Raw genomic sequence first — 25,753 nt, forward strand, 5'->3', positions numbered from 1 at the left:
TCGGCAAGCACGGGGGAGCAGCATGTCTCACGCAGGCAATGTTCTGGCGATCGTCGTCGCCGCCATCGCGGCCTGGCTGTTCGGCGGCATTTACTACACGACGCTCAGCGGACCGTGGATGAGAGCTCTCGGCAAGACACCGGAGCAGTGCCAGGCCGAGCTCGCGGCCAAGTCGGGGATCGCCAAGGCCGCGCCGTTCATCCTGGTCTTCGTCGGCGAACTGATCATGGCCTGGGCGATCTACGGCATCACGCTGCACATGAACATGTTCAACGTGCGCGACGGCATCCTCATCGGCGCGGGCTGCTGGCTCGGCTTCGTGTTGACCACCATCACGGCCAACAACGCCTTCGCCGGCCGCAAGCCGATGCTCAGCGTGATCGACAGCATCGCCTGGCTCGGCGCGCTGGTCATCATCGGAGCGATCATCGGCTGGTTCGGCGCTTAGGCCGTGAACTCATTGAGACGACGCGACTTCATCGGGTGGTGCTCGTGCCACATGAGGTTGACAGGTCATGACAATTGCGGTTCTCGGCGGGGGCTTTCAGGGCTGCTGCATCGCTCTCGCTTTGGCGGATCGCGGTCAATCGGTGGTTATTTTTGAGCGCAACCAAGTCGTTCTGAGCAGGACCGCGATCGCCAACGAAGGCAAGGTCCATCTCGGCTGGATGTACGCAGCCGATCCTTCGCTGGCCACGGCGCGGATGATGATGGAAGGGGCGCTGGCATTTGCGCCCTTCCTGCATCGCTACCTCGGGCTGCCGATTGAGAGCTTGGCCACTTCCGAGCCCGCTTCCTATGTCGTGCATCGCGACAGCCAGCACACGGCCGCGAAAGTGCGCGAATATTTCGCTGCGGTCCATCGGCTGATCGTAGACGCATCGAACGGCCGGCAAGGCGCTTATTTCGGCAGCGATCTGACCGTTTCGCCACGGGAATGGTCGGCGCAGGAGCGTGCCTCCGTCTTCGATCCCGCGATAGCGGTGGCCGCATTCGACACGCCCGAGATCGCGATCGATCCGGTTGCGCTGGCGCAACATGTGCAAAGAGCTTTGACCTCACATCCGCGCATCGAATTACGCTGCGCGCATGAGGTGCTGGGCGTTTCCGAAGAGGCGACAGGTGTTGTGGTCAAGACAAGCGGCGCACACGGGCAGAAACTCGAACGGTTCGATCACGCCGTGAATGCGCTCTGGGAAGGACGGCTCTCCGTGGATGAGACGGCGGGCCTGCGGCCGGGCAGGCCCTGGCTGCACCGGCTCAAATACGGGGTCGGCTTCTCGTGGCCTGACCGCTTGCCGCGCCCGCCAAGCGCAACGTTTGTGTCGGGACCCTTCGGCGAGATTGTCAGCTATCCCGACAAGACCACCTACCTGACCTGGTACCCCACCTGCGTTAAGGCCATGTCGAGCGACCTGGTGCCGCCGCGATGGTCCACGCACCCGCCTGAACCGCTTCGCTCCGAAATCGTTCACGGCACGATCCAGGCGCTGTCCAAATTCGTGAGAGCGCTTGCGCCAGTCGACGCCACGGAGCTCAAGGATGTTTGGGTGAAGGGCGGTGCGATCGTGGCCTGGGGAGAGACCGACATCGACGATCCCGAAAGCGAGCTTCACAGGCGCTACGAAATCGGAGTCCATACCAGGAGCCGATACCATTCTGTCGACCCGGGCAAATTGACTATGGCGCCCTATTTCGCTGACAAATGCGCGGACCGGATCGTCGCGGGAATTTGAGAAGTCGGCATGACAAGACGAATTACCGTGGGCATGCCCCTGTATAGAGGCAGGGAACTGGTGGCGGACGCCTTGCGTTCGCTTCAATCCCAGACCTTCACGGACTTCGAAGTCATCATCTCGGTCGATGGCGCCGACGAGGAAAGCGCGGAAGCATGCCGCCCGTTCCTCGCCGACGACCGCATCCGCATGGTCATTCAGCCCGAACGTCTCGACTGGTTCGGCAACTTCAATTGGTTGCTGCAACAGCCCATGGGAGAGTTCTTCTGCTACCGGCAACACGATGACACCACCGCGCCGGAATTCTTCGAGAGGCTGATCGATAGTGCCGAGGCGCGACCGGATGCGGCCGCAGTCTATGCGGATTGCCAATGGCAGGGTGGGCGTAGCGATCTCGAATTCGCTCCCTCGATCGAGGGTGATGTCCTCCAGCGCATGCGGCAATTCATCGAGGCAAAGGAACCGGTGGCAGTCCGCGGTCTTATTCGCCGCGAGGCGGTCGCCCAGGCCGGTCCCGTGCGTTCCGACGAATTCAGGGCCCTGTCTGAGGTCTTCGTTTGGCTGGCAAAGGTCTTGCGCTGGGGCGCGTTCATCCGCGTGCCCGAGCCCCTCTATTTTCGGCTGGACCACGAGGAGAACTATCACAAAAGTTGGTTTGATTGGACCGAGGAGCGCAAGCGCGCGTCGTGGACGACGATGTTCACCGGATGGCTCGAAGCGGTTTTGCCGGTTTGCTCGACCAAAGAAGAGCGCCTGTTCTTCGAACACTTCATCCTCGACAGGATTTGCGTGAACAGGCCTGGCCAGTCTTATCACTATGCACCGCACTCCGCGCACGAGAGCGGTGTGGTTATTGCCGAATGCTTTGAAAGGCTGGCTCGAGAGGGCCATCTCGCCCATTGGATCCTGCCGAAAGCGCTCGGCAGCCCGGCAATGCAGCAACTCCGAGAAGACCGGGACAGGCTGGCACAGAAGAATGCATCGCTCGCCGCCGAAAATGCCTTGCTGCGCCGTTCCCGCGGCCTGGCGATCGGCCGAGTGGTCCGCCGCATGCTCGGGCTTCCGTAGGTTTAGCGAGCGGGCGCTATCGGGCCATAGCAGACATCGCAAACTTATGAGTACACGGCCTAGTCAACTTTCACGCCGATCGATCGGATCAGCTTGCCGTATTTCTCGTAGTCGCTTCTGATGCGGGCCGTGAATTCCTCGGGCGTCGTGATGTAAGGCTCACCCGATCCGGAAGCGGCCAGCCGCATTCTGAATTCGGGCTCGACGATGACTTGGGCGATCGCCGCGCGCAGCCGGTCGATGATCGGCTGCGGTGTGCCGGCCGGCGCAAACAATCCGTGCCAGATCAAGGCCTCGTAGCCCGGATAGATCTCGGCAATCGTCGGCAGGTCCGGCGTCGCCGGATTGCGCACGTTACCGGTGGTGGCAAGTCCGCGCACCTTGCCGGACTGGATGGTCGGCACCAGCGAGCCGCCGCCGAACATCGCCGACACTTCACCGGACAAGAGCCCGATCGCGGCCGGTCCGCCGCCGCGATACGGCACATGGGTGAGATCGATGCCGACATGCTGTTTCAGCATCTCCATCGCGAGATGATGCTGGCTGCCGTTGCCGATTGACGCATAGAGCAGCGGCGGCTTGGAGCGGCGCGCCAGCTCGACGAACTCGCGAAGATTGTTCGCGGGCACCGACGGATGCACGGCGAGCACGAGCTGGTTCGACGACACGCTCGCGATCGGCACCAGATCCTTGAACACGTCGAACGGCATCTTGCCGTAGACATGCGGGTTGCTCATGAACACGTTGTCGGGGCCGTGCAGCAGCGTGTAGCCGTCGGGCGGGGACTTGGCCGCGATGTCGGCGGCGAGATTGCTGCCGGAGCCGGGCTTGTTCTCGACCACCACCGGCTGACCGAGGCGCACCGACAAGCCCTGGCCGTAAAGCCTCGCGATGAGGTCCACCGCGCCGCCCGGCGGATAGCCGACGAGCAACCTGATCGGTCGGTTCGGGTAGCCTTGTGCGTGGGCCACAGCCGCGCCGGCAAAAAGCAGCGCAGCCGCAACGATCGAACGCAGCATGCCCGGCATGGAGCAGCCTCCCTGATTTGGACTTCTTGTTCGGCCATTCTTTATGCGTTCGGCGCCAGAAACGATAGGGAGCGGTGTCGCATTGATCTCGATCAATCGACCAAAGTGGCAGGCGGCGCGGCTTGAGGCCCCTTGGGCTGACGTCGCATAATAAGGCAAGAACAGACCGCGGGGCGCGTGAACGCGCGAAGTTGCCAGATGCCGGGAGAGTGCGATGTCCGACAAGACCTATGACGTTTCTGCCGAGTGGCAGCAGCGCGGCTTCATCAACGAAGCGAAGTACAGGGAGATGTACCAGCGCTCGGTGAAGGACCCGAACGGCTTCTGGGGCGAGCAAGGCAAGCGTATCGACTGGATGCGGCCCTTCCACAAAGTGAAAAACACGTCGTTCGCACCAGACAACGTCTCGATCAAATGGTTCGAGGAAGGCACGCTGAACGCCGCCTACAACTGCATCGACCGGCACCTGAAAAAGCGCGGCAACCAGACCGCGATCATCTGGGAGGGCGACGACCCGAAGGACGACAAGAAGATCACCTATCAGGAGCTGCACGACGAGGTGTGCCGGATGGCCAACATCCTGCGCAACCGCAACGTCGAGAAGGGCGACCGCGTCACCATCTACATGCCGATGATCCCCGAGGCGGCCTACGCGATGCTCGCCTGCGCGCGCATCGGTGCGGTGCATTCGGTGGTGTTCGGCGGCTTCTCGCCGGATTCTCTCGCCGGCCGCATCGAGGACTGCCAGTCGAAGGTGGTCATCACCGCCGACGAAGGCCTGCGCGGCGGCCGCAAGGTGCCGCTCAAAGCCAACACCGATGCGGCGATCGCCAAGGTCGCAAGCTCTGGATTTCACGTCGACCATGTCATCGTCGTGCGCCGCACCGGCGCGCCGGTGAACATGGAGCCGGTGCGCGACGTCTGGTACCACGAGGCTGCGGCCGTCGTGACCAGCGAATGTCCGTGCGAGGAGATGAAGGCCGAAGACCCGCTGTTCATCCTCTACACCTCGGGCTCGACCGGAAAGCCCAAGGGCGTGCTGCACACCACCGGCGGCTACCTCGTCTACACCTCGATCACGCACCAATACGTGTTCGACTATCACGAGGGCGACATCTACTGGTGCACCGCCGACGTCGGTTGGGTGACCGGTCACAGCTACATCCTCTACGGGCCGCTCGCCAACGGCGCCGTGACGCTGATGTTCGAAGGCGTGCCGAACTATCCGAGCAACTCCCGCTTCTGGGAGGTGATCGACAAGCACAAGGTCAACACCTTCTACACGGCGCCGACCGCGATCCGCGCGCTGATGCAGTCCGGCGACGATCCGGTGAAGAAGACCTCGCGCAAGTCGCTGAAGCTTCTGGGCTCGGTCGGCGAGCCGATCAATCCGGAAGCCTGGGAATGGTATCACCGGGTTGTCGGCGACAGCCGCTGCCCGATCGTCGACACCTGGTGGCAAACCGAGACCGGCGGCATCCTGATCACGCCACTCCCCGGCGCGACCAAACTCAAGCCGGGCTCGGCAACGCTGCCGTTTTTCGGCTGTCAGCCGCAGCTCGTCGACGCCGAAGGCAAAGTGCTGGAAGGCGCAACGTCAGGCAATCTTTGCATCATCGACTCCTGGCCCGGCCAGATGCGCACCGTGTTCGGCGACCATCAGCGCTTCGTCGACACCTACTTCAGGGCCTATCCGGGCAAGTACTTCACCGGCGACGGCTGTCGCCGCGACGAGGACGGCTATTACTGGATCACCGGTCGCGTCGACGACGTGATCAACGTCGCCGGCCACCGCATGGGCACGGCCGAAGTCGAAAGCGCCCTGGTCGCGCATCAGAGCGTGTCGGAGGCCGCCGTGGTCGGCTATCCGCACGACATCAAGGGTCAGGGCATCTACGCCTATGTGACGCTGATGTCCGGCATCCAGCCGAGCGAAGAGCTGCGCAAGGAACTGGTGCAGTGGGTGCGCAAGGAAATCGGCCCGATCGCTTCGCCCGATCTCATCCAGTTTGCGCCCGGCCTGCCGAAGACGCGCTCCGGCAAGATCATGCGCCGCATCCTGCGCAAGATCGCCGAGGACGAGCACGGCAATCTCGGCGACACCTCGACGCTGGCCGATCCGGCCGTGGTCGATGACCTGGTGAAGAACCGGCAGAACAAGAAGGCCGAGGCCAAAGCCGGCGCGTAAGCGAACGGCCGCAGAGCGACGCTCAACGTGTTGCGTCGCTCTGCTTTGTGCCAATTCAGGTCAGCGGCCGCTCGGCGGCAATCTCTTGTCGCCTCGAGAAATCATCGTTAGAAAATGAGTTCAGAGATGCGGCGACGTTAATCAGGACGTTGCGTTATGATTACTTTGTTTCGTTGTATTGCTGCCACCGTTGCGATTTCTGCTCTGTCGTTCGCGACCGTCGTCACGGCTGCAACGCCCGCGTCCGCGCGTGGCGAAATGGTGCCCTTCAGAGCTGAAGCCTCGGCGGGCACCATCGTGGTACGCACCAACGAGCGCCGCCTTTATCTCGTGCTCGGCGAAGGCCGCGCACTGATGTATCCGGTCGGCGTCGGCCGCGCCGGCCGCCAGTGGGCCGGTCGCTCCGTCATCGATGGCAAGTACATCAAGCCGGCCTGGGCGCCGCCGCGCGACATTGCCAAGGCCAAGCCGAGCATCGATTTCGTTCACGCAGGCGGCGCGCCGAACAATCCGATGGGCGCCGCGGCGCTGACGCTGGCCGGGGGCCAATACGCCATCCATGGCACCAACGATCCGCGGTCGATCGGCGGCTTCGTGTCGTACGGCTGCATCCGGATGTACAACCAGGACATCACCGACCTGTTCGAACGCGTCAGCGTCGGCACGCCGGTCATGGTGGTCCGGTAGACTTTTAGAAGTCCGACGTCAGGCCCTTCTTTTCCCAGTCGCCGTAACGGGTCGGCTCGGGCCCGCTCGGCCCGCCGACCTCCTTGGTGGCGGGCTGCTGGGCCTGCTGCCTCGCCCGGCGCTCGGCAGCCTCGGCCAGCGCCCGCTCAGCCGCAGGCGTCAGCGGCTTCTTCGGGGACGGCTCGGGCGGCTTGGTATCGGCCATGCTCTTAGATGGGCCATGGCCGGCCTGTTCCGCAATGGGCAATCGAAAAGGCGCGGCTTTTTAGGCGTTGTCTTGTCCCGCGAAAGCGGGGCATGACATGCCCCATGCCGCTTGCTCGCAAACCCGCACCATCCGCTCCGCCGCCGGGCCTCGCCGCCCGAAGGATCGCGGCCGATATCATCCATGGCGTGCTGCGAAGGAAGCGCCCGCTCGACGAGCTGCTGGAGACCAGCGGGCTTGGCACTCTGTCGGAGCGCGACCGCGCTCTGACCCGAACCATCGTCGCGACCGTACTGCGACGGCTCGGCACGCTGCGGCACCTGCTCGCCGCGCATCTCGAACGCGGCATTCCGCCGGAGGCTCCGCATGTCGAGATGATCCTGCTGGTCGGCGCCGTGCAGATCCTGCTTCTCGATGTGCCCGATCACGCTGCCGTCGATCTCTCGGTGCGACTTTCGCGGGATGACCGTCACGGAGCGCGCTATGCAAGCCTGATCAACGCCGTGCTGCGCAATCTCACCCGCGACGGCAAGGCGCGCCTCGCCGCACTCGACACCGCGACGCTCGATACGCCGGACTGGCTGATGCAGCGCTGGGTCGCGCATTACGGCGAGGACACCGCGCGCGCGATCGCCGTCGCCCACACGCAGGAACCGGCCCTCGATCTCACGGTGAAGCGCGATCCGGAAACCTGGGCGGCCACGCTCAACGGCCGGGCGCTGCCGACCGGCACCGTGCGCACCATCGCGTCGGGCCCGGTGTCGCAGTTGCCGGGCTTCGAAGCCGGCGACTGGTGGGTACAGGACGCAGCCGCGGCTCTGCCGGCCCGCCTGCTCCTTGGCTTTTTTGGCAACGCCCGCGGCAAGACCGTCGCAGACCTTTGCGCCGCGCCGGGCGGCAAGACCGCGCAGCTTGCAGAGGCCGGCGCGCAGGTCACCGCGGTGGATCGCTCGGGCGTGCGGCTCGCGAGGCTCCGGCAAAATCTGACCCGGTTGCGGCTTACCGCCGAGATCGTCGAAGCCGACGCCGCGCAGTGGCAGGGCGGCCCATTCGACGCCGTCCTGGTCGATGCCCCCTGTTCATCCACAGGAACTGTGCGCCGCCATCCGGATATTCCGTGGCTTAAAACCGAGGCCGATCTCGGCAAGCTTGCCGCCCTGCAGGGGCGGCTGCTCGATCGAGCCGCAAGCCTGCTCAAGCCCGGCGGCGCCCTGGTCTATTGCACCTGTTCGCTGGAGCGCGAGGAGGGCGAGGACCAAATCGCCGCGCTTTTGGCCCGAAATCCGCACCTGAGGCGCGATCCGATCCGTGTCGAGGAGGTCGGCGGACAGGCCGAATTCATCACCGCGGCGGGCGAACTTCGGACGCTTCCCTGCCATTGGCCCAACGCCGAGCCGCGCCTTGGCGGGCTCGACGGCTTCTATGCCGCCCGAATCTCAACAGTTGAGGGCACTTAGCCCGATTGTGACGGTTGGCCGCCACTGCCACCTTCGGTATATGTTGCCCTGGGTAGGGGCGGAGCAAAGCGCCCGCAATCCATAACGAGGCGAGCGTTTTTAATGGCCGGCCTGTCAATTGGGGAGCGGGCCAAGCTGCTGTTGCTCCTGGGACGCCGCGGCTTGCGGATGGCCGCCGGCCGCCTGCGCGGCCATCCGTTCATTCGCCTGAGCTTCATTCCGCGCAAGGCCGAGCGCCTGCTGATCGCGCCACAAGATCTGCGCACCGCCGACGGCACCCGCGCGAGCGAAATCTACGCCGGACGTTTTGCCTTTGCCGGCAAGGTCGTGATCAGCGACGGCCGCTCGCCATTCGACATCGCGGCGCCGTCCGACGAATGGGCGGCGAGCCTACTCGGCTTCGGCTGGCTGCGGCATCTGCGCGCCGCGGAATCCGGCATCACCCGCGCCAACGCCCGCGCGCTGGTCGACGAATGGATTTCGGTGCAAGGCGCCTGGGACCCGGTTGGATGGCAACCCGAGATCCTGGCGCGCCGCGTCATCGCATGGCTCAGCCAGGCGCCGCTGATCCTGCACGACGCCGACGACGCGTTTTACCGCCGCTTCCTGCGCAGCCTGGTGCGGCAGGTGCGCTACCTCCGTCACACCGCGATCGAAGCGCGCGAGGGCGTGCCGCGCATGCAGGCGCTGGTGGCGCTGACTTACGCCGCGCTCTGCATGTCCGGCCAGGCGCGGCACATGCGCGGCGCCGTCAAGCAGCTCGTGGCCGAGATCGACGAACAGATCCTGGTCGACGGCGGCCACATCAGCCGCAACCCCGGCGCTCTGATCGAGCTGCTGCTCGACCTTTTGCCGCTGCGGCACGCATTTGCGGCACGCAACATCGCGCCGCCGCCGCAGCTCAACAACGCCATCGACCGCATGATGCCGATGATGCGCTTCTTCCGGCACGGCGACGGCAACTTCGCGCATTTCAACGGCATGGGCCCGACGCTGCCCGACGTGATGGCCACCATCCTGGCCTATGACGACGCCCGCGGCGCACCGCTGTCGAACGCGCCGCATTCCGGCTATCAGCGCGCCCAGGCCGGCGAGATGGTCGTGCTGATGGACGCCGGCGCACCGCCGCCGATCAACGTGAGCCAGGAGGCCCACGCCGGCTGCCTGTCCTTCGAAATGTCGCACGGCCTGCAACGCATCGTCGTGAACTGCGGCCTGCCGGGAACCAACAAAGACAGCTGGAGGCAGGTGGCCCGCGCCACCGCGGCGCACTCCACCGTGGTGTTCAACGACACGTCGTCGTGCCGCTTCCTGGAAAGCGGCTCGTTCAAGGGTCTGCTCGGCACGCCGATCGTCAGCGGGCCGACCGACGTGCAGATGTCCCGCGAGGATCGTGGCGACGGCACGATCCTGCGCGCATCCCATAACGGCTACGGCGACCGCTTCAAGGTGCTGCATCAGCGCGCCTTGAAGCTTTCAACCGACGGCACGCGGCTCGACGGCGAGGACTTTTTCGTCGCCACCGAGGGCGATCTCATTCCGCAGGACGTGCAGGATGAATTCGCGGTGCGGTTCCACCTGCACCCGACCATCAAGGCCAACAAGCTGACCGACGGCCATGGCGCGATGCTGATGCTGCCGACCCGCGAGGTGTGGACCTTCAACGCCTACGAGGATCGCGTCGAGATCGAGGAAAGCGTATATCTCTCGGGCTCGGACGGACCACGCCGCGCGGTGCAGATCGTGATCTACGGCCGTGCCCGGCGGGTGCCGCGCGTCCACTGGAGCCTCGCGCTGGCCAGCGCACAGGGCACAGGCGGCACGCGCCGGCGTGGTGAAGACCCGCAATTGCCTCTGACCGCGCCTTAAGCGGCCCCGATCCGATTGCAAGTCAGACACTGGAGTCCCATGACCGACCAACGCCGCGTCACACGTGCTCTCATTTCCGTTTCCGACAAGGCGGGACTGATCGACTTCGCCCGCGGGCTTTCGAGCCACGGCGTCGAGCTCGTCTCGACCGGCGGCACCGCCAAGGCGCTGAAGGATGCCGGTCTCAAGGTGATGGACGTGTCGGAGCTGACCGGCTTTCCCGAGATGATGGACGGCCGGGTCAAGACGCTGCATCCGAAGGTGCATGGCGGGCTACTCGCGATCCGCGACAACAAGGAGCATGCCGGCGCGATGGCGACGCACGGCATCCGGCCGATCGACCTGCTGGTGGTCAACCTCTATCCGTTCGAGGCCACGGTCGCGAAGGGCGCGGGTTACGACGACTGCATCGAGAACATCGACATCGGCGGCCCGGCGATGATCCGCGCTGCCGCCAAGAACCACGCCGACGTCGCCGTGGTGGTCGAGCCCGAGGATTACACCGCGGTGCTGAGCGAGCTGTCACAGCACGGCGGCGCAACGACGCTCCTGCTGCGCAAGAAGCTCGCCGCCAAGGCTTATGCGCGCACCGCGACCTATGACGCTGCGATCTCCAACTGGTTCGCGCAGACGCTGGGCGATCCGGCGCCGTCGTTCCGCGCCTTCGGCGGCAAGCTTGCCGAGGCGCTGCGCTATGGCGAGAATCCGCACCAGAGCGCGGCGTTCTATCGCACGGGCGACCAGCGTTCGGGTGTCGCCACCGCGCGGCAGGCGCAAGGCAAGCAGCTTTCCTACAACAACATCAACGACACCGACGCGGCTTATGAATGCGTCGCCGAGTTCGATCCCAAGCGCACCGCGGCGGTCGCGATCATCAAGCACGCCAACCCGTGCGGCGTCGCCGAGGGCGGCAACCTGATCGAGGCCTACCGCAAGGCGCTCGCTTGCGACTCGACTTCGGCGTTCGGCGGCATCGTCGCGGTGAACCGCACACTCGACGCCGAGGCCGCCAAGGCCATCACCGAGATTTTCACCGAGGTGATCATCGCGCCCGACGCGACCGAAGAAGCGATCAAGATCGTCGGCGCGAAGAAGAATTTGCGATTGCTGCTCGCCGGCGGCCTGCCCGATCCCCGCGCCTTGGGGCTCACGGTGAAATCGGTGGCCGGCGGCCTGCTGGTTCAGTCCCGCGACAACGCCACGGTCGATGAGATGCAGCTCAAGACCGTCACCAAACGGCAGCCGACCGCAGCCGAGCTCGACGATTTGCGCTTTGCGTTCCGCGTGGCGAAGCACGTCAAGTCGAACACGATCGTCTACGTCAAGGATCGCGCCACGGTCGGCATCGGTGCCGGCCAGATGAGCCGCGTCGACGCCTCGCGCATCGCGGCCCGCAAGGCCGAAGACGCCGCGAAAGAATTGAAGCTTTCAGTGCCGCTGACAAAAGGCTCGGTGGTCGCATCCGACGCGTTCTTCCCGTTCGCCGACGGCCTGCTGGTCGCCATCGAAGCCGGCGCCACCGCGGTGATCCAGCCCGGCGGCTCGGTGCGCGACGACGAGGTGATCAAGGCCGCGGATGAGCACAACGTCGCGATGGTGTTCACCGGGACGCGGCATTTCCGGCATTGATTCAAGTGCTCGTCGTTGCCCCTGTGTTGATCCACCGGCGGTGTCATGCGCGGGCTTGACCCGCGCATCCATGAGCGCTCTCAGCGCGTGATGTCGTCGTAGAGATCGCGCCACTGCGGATTTGATTCATTAATCAGATTGAGCTTCCACATCCTTGGCCAGTGCTTGATGTTCTTCTCTCGCTGGATAGCGAGTGTCGGCATGTCATAGCGCTCGAAATGAACCAGCTGCTTCAAGCCATATCGTTTCGTAAAACCGGCCACCACACCTTCGCGGTGCTGATAGACACGCCCAACAAGGTCGCTGGTCACGCCGACATACAATGTGCCGCGCGGCTTGTTCGTCAGGATGTAAACGTAATAGTCCGCCATCGCGGAGATGGATCATGGATTGCCGGTCAAGCCCGGCAATGACTCGCTGCAAGAATCTTCGCACAAAATGCCGAATGCGCCGACACTGCTAACCCTTCGCCAAATCCCCCAACAGGCTCGCTGCCACCGCCAGCTTCGACAACGTCAACCCCGAGCTCGCGATCTGATGGATCGCACCGCGAATGCGGTCGATCTCGGCCTTGCGCGGCTCGACCCAGGTTTTGACGGCATCGTCGCCAGTCCCGCCAGTCTCGATCATCGCGGCCGTGAGCCGCCGCTCGGCGTCGCCGATGGAATCCAGCGCCCGGTCGAGCGCGAGGCGATCGAAATAGTCCGACACCGTGATGTTGCGCGCCGCCGAGACCACGCGATCGATGCGAAAGAACGCTTCGGCGGCAAAGAATGTCGCCGCAATCACATCCATCGGCTTGCCGGTGCGTTCGGCGATCAGCAACAGATCGGGCGCGGCGGCCAGCTCCGGCAGGCTCGCGATGCGAGCCGCCAGATCGTCGGGCACGCCGGCGTCGCTCAGCTCCTTCTTACGTGCGTCGCGCGCGCCGGCGGCATCCTTGGGCAAGGCCGCATCCAGCGTCTTCATCAGCGCTGCGATACCCCGGCGATGATGCTCGACCACGCCGGCCAGGCCCTTCGACAAATCCGCATTGCGCAGGAACCAGACCAGCCGGTCCAGCAGCAGGTCCTGCACGGCCGCATAAAGCGACAGCTGCACCTGGCCGGCGATCTTGCCGTCGAGCGCATTGATCTCATCGTTCAGCTCCGGCATCCCGTAGCTGTCGCGCACCGCAGCGAATGCCGCCGCGATACCGGCGGGCGACGCACCGGTCTGGTCGGCAATGCGCACCACCAGCGACGGCCCGCCGCGGTTGATCATCGAGTTGGCGAGTTGCGTCGCGATGATCTCGCGGCGCAGCCGGTGCTTCTCCAGCGCATCTGGATATTTCTCGGCGATGGCCTTGGGGAAATAGCGGCCCAGCTCGCGGCCGAGATACGGATCGTCCGGCACCTCGGAATCGAGCAGCGCCGAGTAGAGCGAAATCTTGGCATAGGCGAGCAGCACGGCAAGCTCCGGCCTGGTCAGCGGCTGCGAGCGCCGGCTTCGTTCGCCAAGCTCGGTGTCGTCAGGCAGGAATTCCACCACGCGATCGAGCTCGCCGGCCGTTTCGAGAGTCTGCATCAGACGCTGCTGGAAGCCGAAATCCTCCATGCCGCGGCGTTCGGCGAGCGACAGCGCCAGGGTCTGCAGATAGTTGTTGCGCAGCACGAGGCTCGCGACGTCGTCGGTCATCGCGTGCAGCAGCGCATTGCGCGCCTCGATGGTGAGGCGGCCGTCGCGCACCGGCACGCTCAGCGCGATCTTGATGTTGACTTCGACGTCCGAAGTATTCACGCCGGCCGAATTGTCGATGGCGTCGGTGTTGAGCCGCACCTTGTGATGCGCCGCCTCGATGCGGCCGCGCTGGGTCATGCCGAGATTGGCGCCCTCGCCGATCACCTTGGCACGCACTTGTGCGCCGGTGATGCGGATCGGATCGTTGACGCGGTCGCCGGCGGCTTCGTCGTTTTCGGACGAGGCGCGGACGTAAGTGCCGATGCCGCCGAAGAACAAAAGATCAACCGGCGCCTTCAGGATGGCGCTCATGATCTCCTGCGGCGTGGCTTTGTCCTTGGCGAAGCCGATCGCCTGCTGCGCCTCTTTCGACAGCACGATTTCCTTCGACGCGCGCGGGAACACGCCGCCGCCCCTGGAAATCAGCGTCTTGTCGTAGTCCTGCCAGCTCGAACGCGGCAGGTCGAACAGCCGTTTCCTTTCGGCGAAGCTCTTTTCCGGATCGGGATTGGGATCGATGAAGATGTCGCGGTGATCGAAGGCCGCGACGAGCTTCGTCGTTGTCTCGCGCAGCATGCCGTTGCCGAACACATCGCCTGACATGTCGCCGACGCCCACCGCGGAAAACGGCGTCTTGCCGATATCGACATCCATCTCGCGGAAGTGACGCTTCACCGACTCCCAGGCGCCGCGGGCCGTGATGCCCATGCGCTTGTGGTCGTAGCCGGCCGAGCCGCCCGACGCGAACGCGTCGCTGAGCCAGAACTTGTGGGCGTCGGAAATCTCATTGGCGATGTCTGAGAACGTCGCGGTGCCCTTGTCGGCCGCGACCACGAGATAGGGATCGTCGTTGTCGTGGCGCACCACGTTGTCGGGCGGGACCACGCCCTTAAGATCGAGATTGTCGGTGATGTCGAGCAAGGTCGAGATGAAGATGCGATAAGCCGCCGTGCCCTCGGCCTGGATCGCCTCGCGCGGACCGCAGACCGGCAGGAGCTTCGGCACATAGCCGCCCTTGGAGCCGACCGGTACGATGACGGCGTTCTTGACCTGCTGCGCCTTCACCAGGCCGAGGATCTCGGTGCGGAAATCCTGCGGCCGGTCGGACCAGCGGATGCCGCCGCGCGCCACCTTGCCGAAGCGCAGATGCACGGCCTCGACGCGGGGTGAATAGACGAAGATCTCGTAGTGCGGCGCCGGCCGCGGCACGCTGTCGAGCTTGCGGCTTTCGAATTTGATCGCAATTTCGGATTTGGGCAGGCCGTCGGGGCCGAGCTGGTAATAGTTGGTGCGGATCGCCGACTGCACCGTGTTGACGAAGCGGCGGATGATGCGGTCCTCGTCGAGCACGTCGACCGCCTTGAGCCCCTCCTCGATCGCGGCCGCGAGATCGGCCTGCGGCTTGTCGCGAGATTGAAGGCGTGGATCAAACCGCGCGTGGAACAGCTCGACGAGCCGGGCTGCGAGGCCCGGGTGCTTGCGCAGCGTCGACCACATATAGCTTTGCGAATACGGCACGCTGATCTGCCGCAGGAACCGCGAGATGGTCCGCAGCAAGGCGACATCCCGCCACTGCAGGCCCGCCGCCATCACCAGCGCGTTGTAGCCGTCGTTTTCGGCCACGCCGCGCATCACCATGATAAAGCAGGTTTCGAGCGCGCGCTTCATCGGCTCGAGCGCGGCAGGCTTGCCGTCGCCGCGCTCCAGCGCCATGTCGTGCAGCCAGACGCCCGGCTCGCCGTGGACCTCGAAGGTCCGCTCGTCAACGACCTTGAAGCCCATGTTCTCCAGCACCGGCACGCGCTCGGAGAGCGGAATGCGCCGCCCGTGATTCCAGATTTTCAGCCCGATGCTCGGATCGTCGTCGTGGCCCCGGTGATAGAACTCGACGCCGAGCGGCCGTTCCGCCGAAAGGCCTTCGACCAACGCGATGTCGTGGAGCGCCTCGGCCGGCGCGTAGGCCTCGCGGTAACCGACCGAAAAGGCGCCGCCATAGCGCGCGAACAGCGCCTGCGCGCGGCCCGGCGGTTGCGTGTCGGCAAGCGCCGCTCCGAGCGCGTCGGTCCAGGTTCGCACGATGGCGCCGACCGCCTTCTCCAGCGTTTCGCGATCCGGATTGGGGGTCTCGCCGCCGTCGCGGCCGATGATGAAATGAACCCGCGCCAGCCCGCCTTCGGGAAAGCTCGGGTAATAGATGCTGACGCGGCCGTTGTAGACCTCAGCGAGATAAGCGCCGATGCGCGCCCGGACATGCGAATCGTAACGATCGCGCGGCGCAAAGACCAGCACCGAGACGAAACGGTCGAACGGATCGCGACGCGCCAGCACGCGCACGCGGGGCCGCTCTTCCAGTTGCAGGATCGGCAGCGCGAATTCGTAGAGCGTGTCCTGGTCGATCTGGAACAGCTCGTCGCGCGGATAGCTCTCCAGCACGTTGACCAGCGCCTTGCCGGAATGCGACTCCGGATCGAAGCCGGCGCGGCGCAGCACGGCATCGACCTTGCGGCGCAGATAAGGGATGGTCCGTGTCGAGCGCGTGTAGGCCGTCGACGTGAACAGGCCGACGATACGGAATTCGCCGATCGCGTTGCCGTCCGTATCGAAGCGCTTGACGCCCACATAGTCGAGATAGACGCGGCGATGCACGCGCGACCTGACATTGGCCTTGAGAACGATCAGCGTCTTCGGCTCGTCGAAGAACGCGTGCAGCTGCGGCGTGGCCGTCATCGCCTTGCCGCCGCGCGTGAAGATCGGCACATCGGTCGCGCGCAGGAGGCCCAGCGCCGACTCCTTCACCGGAGCGAGCCCGCCCCTTTTGCCGGTGAAGATGTAGTCGCCGACACCCAGAAACGTGAAGTTCTCCGCCACCATCCATTCGAGGAACTGGACGGCTTCGGCAATGTCGTCGACAGGCACCGGCGGCGGATTGGCTTTGAGATCCTGGATGACGCCATCGACGCGCGCGAGCATCGGCTTCCAGTCGGTCACCGCGGCCCGCACCTGCGTCAGGATATCCTCCAGCGCCTTGGCGATCTCGGCGTGGCGCGCCGCGTCTTCGACACGATCGACATGGATGTGAATGAAGCTCTCGCGCGTCTCACCGTTCTTGCGCTTCGCCTCGGCCGGCTGATTCTTGAGCTTGCCGCTCTTGTCACGCTCGGCCGCGATGATGGGATGCGCCACAAGGCGAACGTCGAGACCGCGATCGGTCAATTCGGACATCACCGAGTCGACCAGGAACGGCATATCGTCATTGATGATCTCGATCACCGACACGGTCTTGAGATGCTCGCCCAGCGCGGGGTCCGGCGATTCGAACCGGACCTTGACCGCGCCGGCCGGGCGCGCGCTGAAAAACGTCCAGGCCTCGTGTGCCAGCGCGGCGAGCTCGGCCGCGTCGTAGCGCACCACGTCTTCGGGCGCGGCGCGGCCGAACAGCAGCGCGGCAAAACCGTCCGGAATGTCGATTTTGCCGTCGCGCAGGAGCTTGCCTGCTGCACCCAATCTGGCGCGGACACTGCGCTCTTCGGGATTTACGTGTTCGGCCGTCACGGGCTGAGTCATGCGAGAATTGATCCGCGGTGATCGATCGGATCGCCCACCATCCGGTCCGATCGTAAAATCAAGGAGTGGTTTCGCTTCACGTCAGAACAGATGTAGGCTTTTGCCAACCGAAGCGGGAGAGTGACGTGCCGACGAAACGCAGGAAACCGAGCAATATCAAGGCAGTCCCGTCCAAGGCGGCAACCGATATTCCGAGCCAGACCGCGACCGACGACACCGAAATCACGGCGCTTGCGCTGCCGCGCGGCAAGCTCTCGCCGAACATGGACGCCTATTTCGCCAAGTGCCAGGAGAAGCTCGGCTTCGTGCCCAATGTGCTGGAAGCCTACGCATTCGACAACGCCAAGCTCGAAGCGTTCGTTGCGATGTACAACGATCTGATGCTGGCACCCTCGGGCCTGTCCAAGCTCGAGCGCGAGATGATCGCGGTCGCGGTGTCGTCGCACAACAAGTGCTACTACTGCCTGGTGGCGCATGGCGCCGCGGTGCGCGCATTGTCGGGCGATCCGGCGCTGGGCGAACTGATGGTGATGAACTATCGCGCCGCGCGGCTGTCGCAACGCCACCGCGCGATGCTGGACTTTGCGGTGAAGCTCACCGCAGAGCCATGGGCGATCGAGGAAGACGATCGCGCGGCGCTGCGCGAGGCCGGCTTCAGCGATCGCGACATCTGGGACATCGGAGCGGTCGCGGGCTTCTACAACATGAGCAACCGCCTGGCGTCGGCGACCGACATGCGGCCGAACCCGGTGTATCACAAGCAGGCGCGCTAGCCTCGCGGCAGGACGTCACCCCGGGGCACGCGCGCAGCGCGTGAACCCGGAGTCCAGAAAAGCAGGCAGTCCCGATGTTCTGGATTCCGGGTTCGCGCCCTTGGCGCGCCCCGGAATGACCGCGGTGAGAGACCGTACTCACTCGATCTTGATGTTGTTCGCACGCACGACTGCGCCCCAGCGATCGGATTCGCTTCGCATGAACGCCGCGTAATCCTGCGGCGAGCCCCCCATCGGCAGGGCACCCTGCTTGGCGAAATTCTCTGCGATCTCCGGCGTCTTCAGAATCTTCGCAAGCTCCGTGTTCAGCCGCTGCACGATCGGCTGCGGCAGGCCCGCCGGACCGACGAGGCCGTACCACAACGAAATCTCCATGCCCTTGATGCCGAGCTCTTCGAAGGTTGGCACATCGGGCACGACCGGGTTGCGCAAAGCGCTCGCCGCCGCCAGCGGCCGCAGCTTGCCGGCCTGGATGAGCGGGAGCAGCGACGGCACGGCGTCGAACATGATGTCGACGCGGCCGGCGCCGACATCGACCACCGCGGGGCCACTGCCGCGATACGGCACATGCAGCATCTTGATGCCGGCGACCGTCTGCAGCAGCTCGCCGGCGAGATGCGGCGCGCCGCCGTTGCCGGAGGATGCAAACGACAGCTTGCCGGGATTGGCCTTGGCATAGGCGATCACTTCGGCCACCGATTTCATCGCGTGGCCGGTGTTGATCGTCATGATCAGCGGCAGATTGGCGACGAAAATCAGCGGCGTGAAGTCCTTCACCGAGTCGTAGGGCAGGCTCTGGTAGAGGTGCGGGCCTATGCCGTGGGTGGTGATGGAATTGAGCAGCAGCGTGTAGCCGTCAGGTGTGGACTTCGCGACATTGTCCGACGCGATGGTGCCGCCCGCGCCGCCGCGGTTGCTGATCACCACCGGCTGCCCCAGCGCATCCGACAGCTTCTGGCCGACGAGGCGTGCGATGAAATCGGCTGCGCCGCCGGGCGGGACCGGCACCACCATCGTGATCACTTTGTTGGGATAGGTATCCGCTGACTGACCTTGCGCGAGCGCCGCAGGCGCCAGCGCTGCCAGCATGAAACACCAGAAGCCGAACAGGGTTCTCATCCTGCATTTCCTCGTCGTACACTTCCGGCCGCCACAAGCTTAGACGCCCCGCGGCCGCCCGGCCAACGCAATTCCGCGCGACATTCGCGCGCAAGCCACAAGGTCCCATACATGCCGATCCGGCTCATGGAAAACTTCCGCGCCGTGTTCTACGCGCCGTATTACGCGACCTATGCACTCGGCTTTTATGCGCGCGAGGGCGTCGAGGTTGAGCTCATGACCTCGGACGCGCCCGGCGACGCGGTGCCGAAGCTCACCGACCATTCCATCGACATCACCTGGGGCGGGCCGATGCGGGTGATGAAGGCCCATGACCAGGACAAGCATTCCTCGCTGGTGAGCTTCTGCGAGGTGGTGTCGCACGATCCGTTCTTTCTGATCGGCAAAGCCGGCTCCAAGCCATTCCGGCTGAGCGATCTCGCTCAGATGAAGTTCGCCTCGGTCTCCGAGGTGCCGACGCCGTGGATGTGCCTGCAGCATGACCTGCGTGAGAGCCACATCGCTCCGGACAAACTGCCGCGCATCGTCGACCGGGCGATGGGCCGCAACTACAATGCGCTGAAGGCCGGCGATCTCGACGTGATGCAGGCCTTCGAGCCGTTCGTGTCGATGGCCGAGCAGGATAAAGCGGGCGACGTGCTCTACGCCGCGAGCCGCCGTGGGCCGACCGCCTATACGGCCTTCATCGCGACCCGCGAGGCCTGCGCGACGTATCGCGAAGAGTTCGCCGCAATGACGCGCGCCACAGCCAAGATGCTGGGCTGGGTCTACGCCAATCCGGCGGACGAACTTGCCACCGCCGTCTCGCACTTCTTTCCCGACGTGCCGAAGGCCGTGCTGACGCGCTCGCTCAGCCGCTATCGCGAGGCCGGACTTTGGTCGCGCGAAACTGCGATGAACCAGCAAGGCTTCACGCGGCTCGCCGACAGCCTGCATTCCGGTGGATTCATCACCAACCTGCCGCGCTATGATGAATGCGTCGAACTTGAGCTCAACGAAATCCGCCCGGGATCCTGACCCAATGACTAGTACAGCGACCGACATGACCATCAAGGCCGTCCGCACCACATTGATCCGCGTGCCGTGGCCCAACGATCCGTGGCTCAAGGGCCATTCGTTCGGCGAGGCGCGCAATCTCCTGGTGCTCGAGGTCGAGACCAAGGGCGGCATCGTCGGCATGGGCTATCTGTTTTCGTTCCGGCCGGGCCTGAAGACCGTCGTTGCGGCGCTGGAAGAGACCTTGCTGCCGCATGTGATCGGCAAGGACGCCACCGCGGTCGAAGGCATCTGGACTGACTTGTGGAAGCGCACTGTCACCTACAATCGCGGCGGCATCGTCACCATGGCGATGTCGGCGCTCGACATCGCGCTGTGGGATGCGATCGGCAAGCGCGCCAACATGCCGCTGCACCGGCTGTGGGGCCATGTGCGCTCGGAGCTGCCGGTCTATGGCTCCGGCTGCTTCCGCGGCTCGGGCGGCGACGGCATGATCGCCAAGGCGCTGCATTACAAAGAGAAGGGCTACAAGGCCATCAAAATGCAGATGGCGCACACGACGAACCTGCGCGGCGACGTCGACAACGTCAAACGCATGCGCGAGGCGCTCGGGCCCGACATCGCGATCATGATCGACATCAACCAGGGCTGGACCGCGGACGTCGCGATCAACCAGGGCCGCAAGATCGTCGATTACGACGTCTACTGGCTCGAGGAGCCGGTGCCGGCCGACGACTTCAAGGGCTACCGGCGCGTCGCCGAAGCACTGCCCATCCGCATCGTCGGCGGCGAGACGCATTTCACGCGCTACGACCTGCGGCCGTTCTTCGAAAATCCGTGCTGCCCGATTTTGCAGCCTGACCCGATGCGTGGCGGTTACACCGACCTGCGCAAGATCTCCGTGCTCGCCGACACCTGGGGCCTGCAGATGGCACCGCATCTGTTCCCGGAGTTGAACGTTCAACTGCTCGCCTCGATTCCAAACGGCGCCTGGATCGAGGACATGGGATTGTCCGAGGACCTCTGGGTCGAGCCGGTGAAGGTGGTCAACGGCACGATCACGGCGCCGGAACGGCCGGGACACGGCCTGGCGTTCAAGCCGGAAATCCTGAAGGACTGTAAGGTCGGATGAAGCACCGCCCTCTCCACGGGTCATTGCCGGGCTTGACCCGGCAATCCATGACCAAGCTCCGGCGAGCTCAATTCGTAGGTCTGATCATGTCGCATCATCTCATGGATGTGCGGGTCAAGCCCGCGCATGACAACCGATAGAGCTGTGCTCATGGCAAATATTGTCACCGAAGAAATGATGGTGCCGTCCGAGCCGGGCATCGACATTTTCGTCCGCAACAAGCGGCCGGCCGCTCATGCGGTGTTCACGCCGGAGCGCACGGTGCTGTTCGTGCACGGCTCGACCTATCCGGCGCACACGGGATTCGACATCCCGCTCGAAGGGCAGTCGTGGATGGATCACATCGCCTCGCGCGGCTACGACGTCTATTGCCTCGACATCCGCGGCTATGGCCGTTCGACGCGACCGAAGGCGATGAGCGAGCCCGCGGAGAACAATCCGCCGCTCGCGCGCACGCCCGACGCAGTGAAGGACATCACCGCTGTTCTCAATTTCATTCTCAAGCGCCGCAACATCGCAAAGCTCAACCTGATCGGCTGGTCGTGGGGCTGCGCGCTGATGGCGATCACCACGATCCAGAACCCCGATAAGGTCGTGCGGCTCGTGCAGTACGCGCCCGGATGGCTGCGCAGCACGCCATCTCTCCTGAATGCAGGCCCAGGCCCGCTCGGCGCCTACCGCACCGTCACCCGCGAGCAAGCCAAGGCGCGCTGGCTGAACGGCGTGCCGCAGGACAAGCAGGCGGCGCTCATTCCATCCGGCTGGTTCGAGCAATGGGCCGACGCCAGTTGGGCGACCGATCCCGAGGGCGCGAAGCAGAATCCGCCGGTGGTGCGCGCACCGAACGGCACCGTGCAGGACACCCAGGAATACTGGTCCGCCGGCAAGGCCATGTACGACCCGGCCGACATCACGGTGCCGGACCTGATCGTGATCGGCGAATGGGACCGCGATACGCCGCCCTACATGGCGCAGGCGATCTTCCCGCTTTTGATCAACTCTCCGGGAAAGCGGCTCGTCATGCTGCCCGAGGCCACCCATCATATGATGCTGGAGAAGAACCGCCTGATGCTGTTCAAGACCGTGCAGGCGTTTCTCGACGAGGCCAGCGAGTAGATTTTCCACAATGATCCATCTCACCCGCCGCGCGTTTGCCGCCGGCCTCCTGCTCGTTTCGGTCGCGGCCGCGCATGCGCAGATCGAGCCGCAACGGCAACAGCACTTCCCGCCGGTCGAGGCCGTCACAGCGCAGCACGGTATGGTGGTAACGCAGGAGGCGCGGGCGAGCCGCATTGGCGCCGATATCCTGAAACGCGGCGGCAACGCCGTCGACGCCGCGGTCGCGGTCGGCTTCACCATGGCGGTAACCTATCCGCGCGCCGGCAACATCGGCGGCGGCGGCTTCATGGTGATCCACCTCGCCGGAACGAAGCGCAAGCGCGCGCGGGACATCGCCATCGACTATCGCGAGACCGCGCCGGCCGCGACCACGCGCGATGTCTTCCTCGGCCCCGACGGCAAGCCCGATCCGGCGAAATCGCGCGACCAGGGCCTCGCGATCGGCGTGCCCGGCACCGTCGCAGGGCTGACGCTTGCGCTCCAAAAATACGGCTCGGGCAAGTTCACGCTGGCGCAGCTCATGGAGCCCGCCATCACGCTCGCCCGCGACGGCTACCAGACCGGCGACGAAATCTCCGACACCGCCCGCTCGTCGATGGCCCGCCTGGCGCGCTGGCCGTCGAGCGCGAAGCTGTTTCTCAAGCCTGATGGCACGATGCTCGCCCGCGGCACGCTGTTCGTGCAGTCCGACCTCGCCGCCACGCTCGACGGCATCGCCAGGAACGGCCCGCGCGCGTTCTACGAAGGCGCGGTCGCCGACAAGATTTCGGCCGCGGTGCGCGAGGCTGGCGGCCGCATGACCAGCGAGGACCTGAAAAACTACAAGGCGGTCGAGCGCCCGGTGCTGCGCGGCACCTATCGCGATCTGTCGGTCGTCGCCATGCCGCCGCCCTCGTCCGGCGGCGCGGTGCTGATCGAGATGCTCAACGTGCTGGAGGGCTTCGACCTCAAGCGCAACGACGCCAACTCGGCGCACCTCCTGGTCGAGACCATGCGCTACGCCTACGCCGACCGCGCCAAGCGCCTCGGCGATCCCGATTTCGTCAAGGCGCCGCTCGCGGGCCTCCTATCGAAGCGCTACGCGGCCGCCATCCGCGCCAAGATCGACCGCAAACACGCGACGCCGTCCGACAAGATCAAGGCGCCCAATCCGAACACGTTCGAGGGCCACAACACCACGCACTTCTCGATCCTCGATCAGTACGGCAACGCGGTCGCCAACACCTACACGCTCAATCTCAATTACGGCGTGGGCCTCGTCGCCGAAGGCACCGGCGTCCTGCTCAACAACGAGCTCGACGATTTCGCAGCAGCGCCAGGCGTGCCGAACACGTTCGGCCTGGTCGGCTACGAGGCCAACGAGCCAGGCCCGAACAAGCGGCCGCTGTCGTCGATGACACCGACCATCGTGCTGCGTCACGGCCGCCCGCTGATCGTCGCAGGCGCCCCGGGCGGCAGCCGCATCATCACCGCGGTGCTGCAGGTGCTGGTCAACGCGATCGACCACAAGATGCCGATCAACGAGGCGGTGCACGCGCCGCGGCTGCATCATCAGTGGCTGCCCGACGAGACGATGGTCGAGGCCGACTATCCGGAGGACATCGCCCGCGAGCTCGTGGCGCGCGGCGACACCGTGCGCGTCTGGCCGCCGTTCACCGCGGTGCAAGCGATCATGGTGACGCCGAAGGGCATCGTCGGCGCGGCCGACACCCGCACCCGCGGCGCGCTCGCGGTGGGGCATTAGCTAGAGCGGTTCACAATTTGACGGAAGCGTATCCGGCGTTTGCGAAGTAGTTGCTGCATTCGCGGGGGCCTATGGTTGTGACGAGGCTGCCGATTTGGCGCCAGACATCGTCGATGGTGCGCCTTTGAGCCATGCGCATCCAATGTTTGATCTTGGCGAAGGCCTGCTCGATCGGATTGAGGTCCGGCGAGTAGGGCGGCAGGTACCAGAGCCTGGCTCCGGCTGCTCTTATGATCTGTCGCAGCACGGCAGCCTTGTGGCTTCCGAGGTTGTCCATGACGACAATATCGCCGGCCTTCAGTGCGGGAACGAGTTGCTGCTGGACATAGGCTCGGAAGCACTCGCCGTTGATCGGGCCATCGAACACGCAAGGGGCTGTGAGGCCGTCGTGGCGGAGCGCGCCGAGGAAGGTCAGCGTCCGCCAATGACCATGCGGCGCGTAAGCTCGCAGGCGATCGCCCTTGCGTCCCCATCCGCGCAGCGGGGCCATGCTGGTCTTGATCCAGGTTTCGTCGATGAAGACCAAACGCCGTGGATCGAGACCGGCCTGCCAGGATCGCCAGCGCTTTCGTCTGCGGGCGATGTCGGCCCGGGCCTGTTCAAGCGCGAACAGTGTTTTTTTTGAACCGCAGGTCTTCGCGCCGCAGGAACAGCCACACGGCATTGTGCGAGACCTTTACCCCACGCGCGGCAAGTTCGTCCTTCAGCCCATGCAGGGTCAGATGCGGGGTCTGTCTGATGCGCTCCAGGATGAAGGCCCGATGCGGATCGAGCACCGGCTTGCGATATCCACCCATCTTGCTCGGCGACACTGAGCCAGTCGTCCGATAGCGCTGAGACCACTTCACCACCGACGACACCGCCACGCCGAACCGCGAAGCCACCGTCCGGCAGCTCTCACCGTTCCGCACCGCCGCAACGACACGCTCACGCAGATCATTGGACAGAGGTCGGGTCATGAGCTGCTGGCCTCCAACCCAGCCAGCAGCTTGAATCACAATTCGAAGCCCAGCGGAATCCCCAGCGATTCAGAAAAGAAGTGAACCGCTCTAGGGCGTTTTTCAAACCAGTTGCATCAATCTCCGTCGTCATGCCCGGCCTTGTGCCGGGCATCTCGATTAGGAGGGCACAGTGCGTCCCTGATCGAGATGGCCGGGACAAGCCCGGCCATGACAGCGGAGTTTGACGGCCCGCCCTTGCCGCCGCCCTGGAACCCTTTAGACTTTCAGCTGCTTTCCTCGCCGGCCTCGCCGGCGCCTGTGGAATTGTCCTGAGCAGCCTGGGGAGACGCGGCCATGTTGGAAGACTTCAAAAAATTCGCGATGCGCGGCAACGTCATCGACCTCGCGGTCGGTGTCATCATCGGCGCGGCGTTCGGCGCCATCGTCACCTCGCTGGTCGGCGACCTCATCATGCCGATCATCGGCGCCATCACCGGCGGCCTCGACTTCTCCAACTACTATCTCCCGCTGTCCTCCAAGGTGCAGTATGGGCTGTCCTATGCCGACGCCAAGAAGCAGGGCGCGGTGCTGGGCTACGGCCAGTTCCTCACCATCGCGATCAACTTCCTGCTCGTCGCCTGGGCGCTGTTCATCGCGATCAAGGCGATCAGCAAGCTGCAGAAGAAGGAAGAGGCGAAGCCGGCTCCGCCGCCCGCAGACGTGGTACTTCTGACCGAGATCCGCGACCTGCTGAAGGCCAAGGCCTGACGCACCGCGCG

Annotated in this window: 20 protein-coding genes; 14 read left to right on the forward strand and 6 right to left on the reverse strand. The window is 64.8% G+C overall.

The window, feature by feature from the left end:
• Positions 1–22 precede the first annotated feature (22 nt).
• The 3 genes from RHPLAN_RS00910 to RHPLAN_RS00920 all read left to right on the forward strand — a co-directional run bounded on the left by RHPLAN_RS00910 (position 23) and on the right by RHPLAN_RS00920 (position 2,804).
• The gene (locus RHPLAN_RS00910) at positions 23–448 is read left to right on the forward strand and encodes a DUF1761 domain-containing protein (RefSeq protein WP_068013071.1); all 426 of its coding nucleotides are present in this window, start codon (positions 23–25) and stop codon (positions 446–448) included.
• 67 nt (positions 449–515) lie between these two features.
• Positions 516–1,736, forward strand: coding sequence for an FAD-dependent oxidoreductase (locus RHPLAN_RS00915; protein WP_068013073.1), 1,221 nt, complete (start codon positions 516–518; stop codon positions 1,734–1,736).
• Positions 1,737–1,745: 9 nt separating this feature from the next.
• Positions 1,746–2,804, forward strand: a complete 1,059-nt coding sequence (locus RHPLAN_RS00920) for a glycosyltransferase family 2 protein (protein WP_084244113.1) — start codon at positions 1,746–1,748, stop codon at positions 2,802–2,804.
• 59 nt (positions 2,805–2,863) lie between these two features.
• Here the strand turns inward: RHPLAN_RS00920 and RHPLAN_RS00925 are convergent, their stop codons facing one another.
• Complete coding sequence (locus RHPLAN_RS00925; protein ID WP_068013076.1) at positions 2,864–3,832, reverse strand: Bug family tripartite tricarboxylate transporter substrate binding protein; 969 nt, start codon at positions 3,830–3,832, stop codon at positions 2,864–2,866.
• Between the two features lie 214 nt (positions 3,833–4,046).
• Between RHPLAN_RS00925 and acs the strand changes: the two genes are divergently transcribed.
• On the forward strand, positions 4,047–6,020 hold the full coding sequence (acs, locus tag RHPLAN_RS00930) for an acetate--CoA ligase (RefSeq protein ID WP_068013077.1): 1,974 nt from the start codon (positions 4,047–4,049) through the stop codon (positions 6,018–6,020).
• A gap of 156 nt (positions 6,021–6,176) precedes the next feature.
• Positions 6,177–6,707: a L,D-transpeptidase gene (locus tag RHPLAN_RS00935; protein ID WP_068013079.1), complete on the forward strand. Its 531-nt coding sequence runs from the start codon at positions 6,177–6,179 to the stop codon at positions 6,705–6,707.
• Positions 6,708–6,711: 4 nt separating this feature from the next.
• On the opposite strand, the gene RHPLAN_RS00940 is transcribed toward RHPLAN_RS00935, so the two are convergent.
• On the reverse strand, positions 6,712–6,912 hold the full coding sequence (locus RHPLAN_RS00940) for a DUF1674 domain-containing protein (protein WP_068013080.1): 201 nt from the start codon (positions 6,910–6,912) through the stop codon (positions 6,712–6,714).
• 104 nt (positions 6,913–7,016) lie between these two features.
• Here RHPLAN_RS00940 and RHPLAN_RS00945 point away from each other — a divergent pair, with 104 nt between their 5' ends.
• From RHPLAN_RS00945 to purH, 3 genes are all read left to right on the forward strand, one after another.
• Positions 7,017–8,369: an RsmB/NOP family class I SAM-dependent RNA methyltransferase gene (locus RHPLAN_RS00945; RefSeq protein WP_068013082.1), complete on the forward strand. Its 1,353-nt coding sequence runs from the start codon at positions 7,017–7,019 to the stop codon at positions 8,367–8,369.
• Between the two features lie 111 nt (positions 8,370–8,480).
• Positions 8,481–10,238, forward strand: a complete 1,758-nt coding sequence (locus tag RHPLAN_RS00950; protein ID WP_442971840.1) for a heparinase II/III family protein — start codon at positions 8,481–8,483, stop codon at positions 10,236–10,238.
• A gap of 39 nt (positions 10,239–10,277) precedes the next feature.
• Positions 10,278–11,867: a bifunctional phosphoribosylaminoimidazolecarboxamide formyltransferase/IMP cyclohydrolase gene (gene purH / locus RHPLAN_RS00955; protein ID WP_068013084.1), complete on the forward strand. Its 1,590-nt coding sequence runs from the start codon at positions 10,278–10,280 to the stop codon at positions 11,865–11,867.
• Between the two features lie 80 nt (positions 11,868–11,947).
• On the opposite strand, the gene RHPLAN_RS00960 is transcribed toward purH, so the two are convergent.
• Together RHPLAN_RS00960 and RHPLAN_RS00965 are read right to left on the reverse strand one after the other, a co-directional pair.
• Positions 11,948–12,238, reverse strand: coding sequence for a GIY-YIG nuclease family protein (locus RHPLAN_RS00960; RefSeq protein ID WP_068013085.1), 291 nt, complete (start codon positions 12,236–12,238; stop codon positions 11,948–11,950).
• Positions 12,239–12,326: 88 nt separating this feature from the next.
• A complete protein-coding gene (locus RHPLAN_RS00965; RefSeq protein WP_084244117.1) occupies positions 12,327–17,150 on the reverse strand; it encodes an NAD-glutamate dehydrogenase in 4,824 nt (1,607 codons plus the stop codon).
• Between the two features lie 221 nt (positions 17,151–17,371).
• Between RHPLAN_RS00965 and RHPLAN_RS00970 the strand changes: the two genes are divergently transcribed.
• A complete protein-coding gene (locus tag RHPLAN_RS00970) occupies positions 17,372–17,923 on the forward strand; it encodes a peroxidase-related enzyme (protein ID WP_257730525.1) in 552 nt (183 codons plus the stop codon).
• A gap of 138 nt (positions 17,924–18,061) precedes the next feature.
• On the opposite strand, the gene RHPLAN_RS00975 is transcribed toward RHPLAN_RS00970, so the two are convergent.
• Positions 18,062–19,042 (reverse strand): Bug family tripartite tricarboxylate transporter substrate binding protein, encoded by a 981-nt coding sequence (locus RHPLAN_RS00975; protein ID WP_068013089.1) that lies wholly within the window; start codon positions 19,040–19,042, stop codon positions 18,062–18,064.
• A 111-nt stretch (positions 19,043–19,153) separates the two neighbouring features.
• On the opposite strand from RHPLAN_RS00975, the gene RHPLAN_RS00980 reads away from it, so the two are divergent.
• The 4 genes from RHPLAN_RS00980 (at position 19,154) to ggt (ending at position 24,033) form a co-directional block, all read left to right on the forward strand.
• Positions 19,154–20,059 (forward strand): ABC transporter substrate-binding protein, encoded by a 906-nt coding sequence (locus RHPLAN_RS00980; RefSeq protein ID WP_068013091.1) that lies wholly within the window; start codon positions 19,154–19,156, stop codon positions 20,057–20,059.
• A 4-nt stretch (positions 20,060–20,063) separates the two neighbouring features.
• Positions 20,064–21,170: a mandelate racemase/muconate lactonizing enzyme family protein gene (locus RHPLAN_RS00985; RefSeq protein WP_198164669.1), complete on the forward strand. Its 1,107-nt coding sequence runs from the start codon at positions 20,064–20,066 to the stop codon at positions 21,168–21,170.
• A gap of 150 nt (positions 21,171–21,320) precedes the next feature.
• Entirely contained in the window at positions 21,321–22,286 is a 966-nt protein-coding gene (locus RHPLAN_RS00990) for an alpha/beta hydrolase (protein ID WP_157099988.1), read from the forward strand.
• A gap of 10 nt (positions 22,287–22,296) precedes the next feature.
• Positions 22,297–24,033, forward strand: coding sequence for a gamma-glutamyltransferase (gene ggt / locus RHPLAN_RS00995; RefSeq protein WP_068013097.1), 1,737 nt, complete (start codon positions 22,297–22,299; stop codon positions 24,031–24,033).
• Between the two features lie 10 nt (positions 24,034–24,043).
• Here the strand turns inward: ggt and RHPLAN_RS38060 are convergent.
• A protein-coding gene (locus tag RHPLAN_RS38060) for an IS630 family transposase (RefSeq protein WP_157099989.1) occupies positions 24,044–24,992 on the reverse strand; the annotation gives its coding sequence in 2 pieces (ribosomal slippage) (positions 24,044–24,655 and positions 24,657–24,992; 948 coding nt in all).
• A 336-nt stretch (positions 24,993–25,328) separates the two neighbouring features.
• Between RHPLAN_RS38060 and mscL the strand changes: the two genes are divergently transcribed.
• Positions 25,329–25,742, forward strand: coding sequence for a large conductance mechanosensitive channel protein MscL (mscL, locus tag RHPLAN_RS01010; RefSeq protein ID WP_068013098.1), 414 nt, complete (start codon positions 25,329–25,331; stop codon positions 25,740–25,742).
• Positions 25,743–25,753: the final 11 nt, after the last annotated feature.

Origin of the sequence: Rhodoplanes sp. Z2-YC6860 (assembly GCF_001579845.1) — a bacterium.
In the GTDB taxonomy this organism is placed as follows: Bacteria; Pseudomonadota; Alphaproteobacteria; order Rhizobiales; family Xanthobacteraceae; genus Z2-YC6860.

What these genes read in the sequence shown, in the direction of transcription:
- RHPLAN_RS00910 (WP_068013071.1), top strand. Translation starts at nt 23, where the DNA reads ATGTCTCACGCAGGCAATGTTCTGGCGATCGTCGTCGCCGCCATCGCG.
- RHPLAN_RS00915 (WP_068013073.1), top strand. Translation starts at nt 516, where the DNA reads ATGACAATTGCGGTTCTCGGCGGGGGCTTTCAGGGCTGCTGCATCGCT.
- RHPLAN_RS00920 (WP_084244113.1), top strand. Translation starts at nt 1,746, where the DNA reads ATGACAAGACGAATTACCGTGGGCATGCCCCTGTATAGAGGCAGGGAA.
- RHPLAN_RS00925 (WP_068013076.1), bottom strand. Translation starts at nt 3,832, where the DNA reads ATGCCGGGCATGCTGCGTTCGATCGTTGCGGCTGCGCTGCTTTTTGCC.
- acs (WP_068013077.1), top strand. Translation starts at nt 4,047, where the DNA reads ATGTCCGACAAGACCTATGACGTTTCTGCCGAGTGGCAGCAGCGCGGC.
- RHPLAN_RS00935 (WP_068013079.1), top strand. Translation starts at nt 6,177, where the DNA reads ATGATTACTTTGTTTCGTTGTATTGCTGCCACCGTTGCGATTTCTGCT.
- RHPLAN_RS00940 (WP_068013080.1), bottom strand. Translation starts at nt 6,912, where the DNA reads ATGGCCGATACCAAGCCGCCCGAGCCGTCCCCGAAGAAGCCGCTGACG.
- RHPLAN_RS00945 (WP_068013082.1), top strand. Translation starts at nt 7,017, where the DNA reads ATGCCGCTTGCTCGCAAACCCGCACCATCCGCTCCGCCGCCGGGCCTC.
- purH (WP_068013084.1), top strand. Translation starts at nt 10,278, where the DNA reads ATGACCGACCAACGCCGCGTCACACGTGCTCTCATTTCCGTTTCCGAC.
- RHPLAN_RS00960 (WP_068013085.1), bottom strand. Translation starts at nt 12,238, where the DNA reads ATGGCGGACTATTACGTTTACATCCTGACGAACAAGCCGCGCGGCACA.
- RHPLAN_RS00965 (WP_084244117.1), bottom strand. Translation starts at nt 17,150, where the DNA reads ATGACTCAGCCCGTGACGGCCGAACACGTAAATCCCGAAGAGCGCAGT.
- RHPLAN_RS00975 (WP_068013089.1), bottom strand. Translation starts at nt 19,042, where the DNA reads ATGAGAACCCTGTTCGGCTTCTGGTGTTTCATGCTGGCAGCGCTGGCG.
- RHPLAN_RS00980 (WP_068013091.1), top strand. Translation starts at nt 19,154, where the DNA reads ATGCCGATCCGGCTCATGGAAAACTTCCGCGCCGTGTTCTACGCGCCG.
- RHPLAN_RS00985 (WP_198164669.1), top strand. Translation starts at nt 20,064, where the DNA reads ATGACTAGTACAGCGACCGACATGACCATCAAGGCCGTCCGCACCACA.
- RHPLAN_RS00990 (WP_157099988.1), top strand. Translation starts at nt 21,321, where the DNA reads ATGGCAAATATTGTCACCGAAGAAATGATGGTGCCGTCCGAGCCGGGC.
- ggt (WP_068013097.1), top strand. Translation starts at nt 22,297, where the DNA reads ATGATCCATCTCACCCGCCGCGCGTTTGCCGCCGGCCTCCTGCTCGTT.
- mscL (WP_068013098.1), top strand. Translation starts at nt 25,329, where the DNA reads ATGTTGGAAGACTTCAAAAAATTCGCGATGCGCGGCAACGTCATCGAC.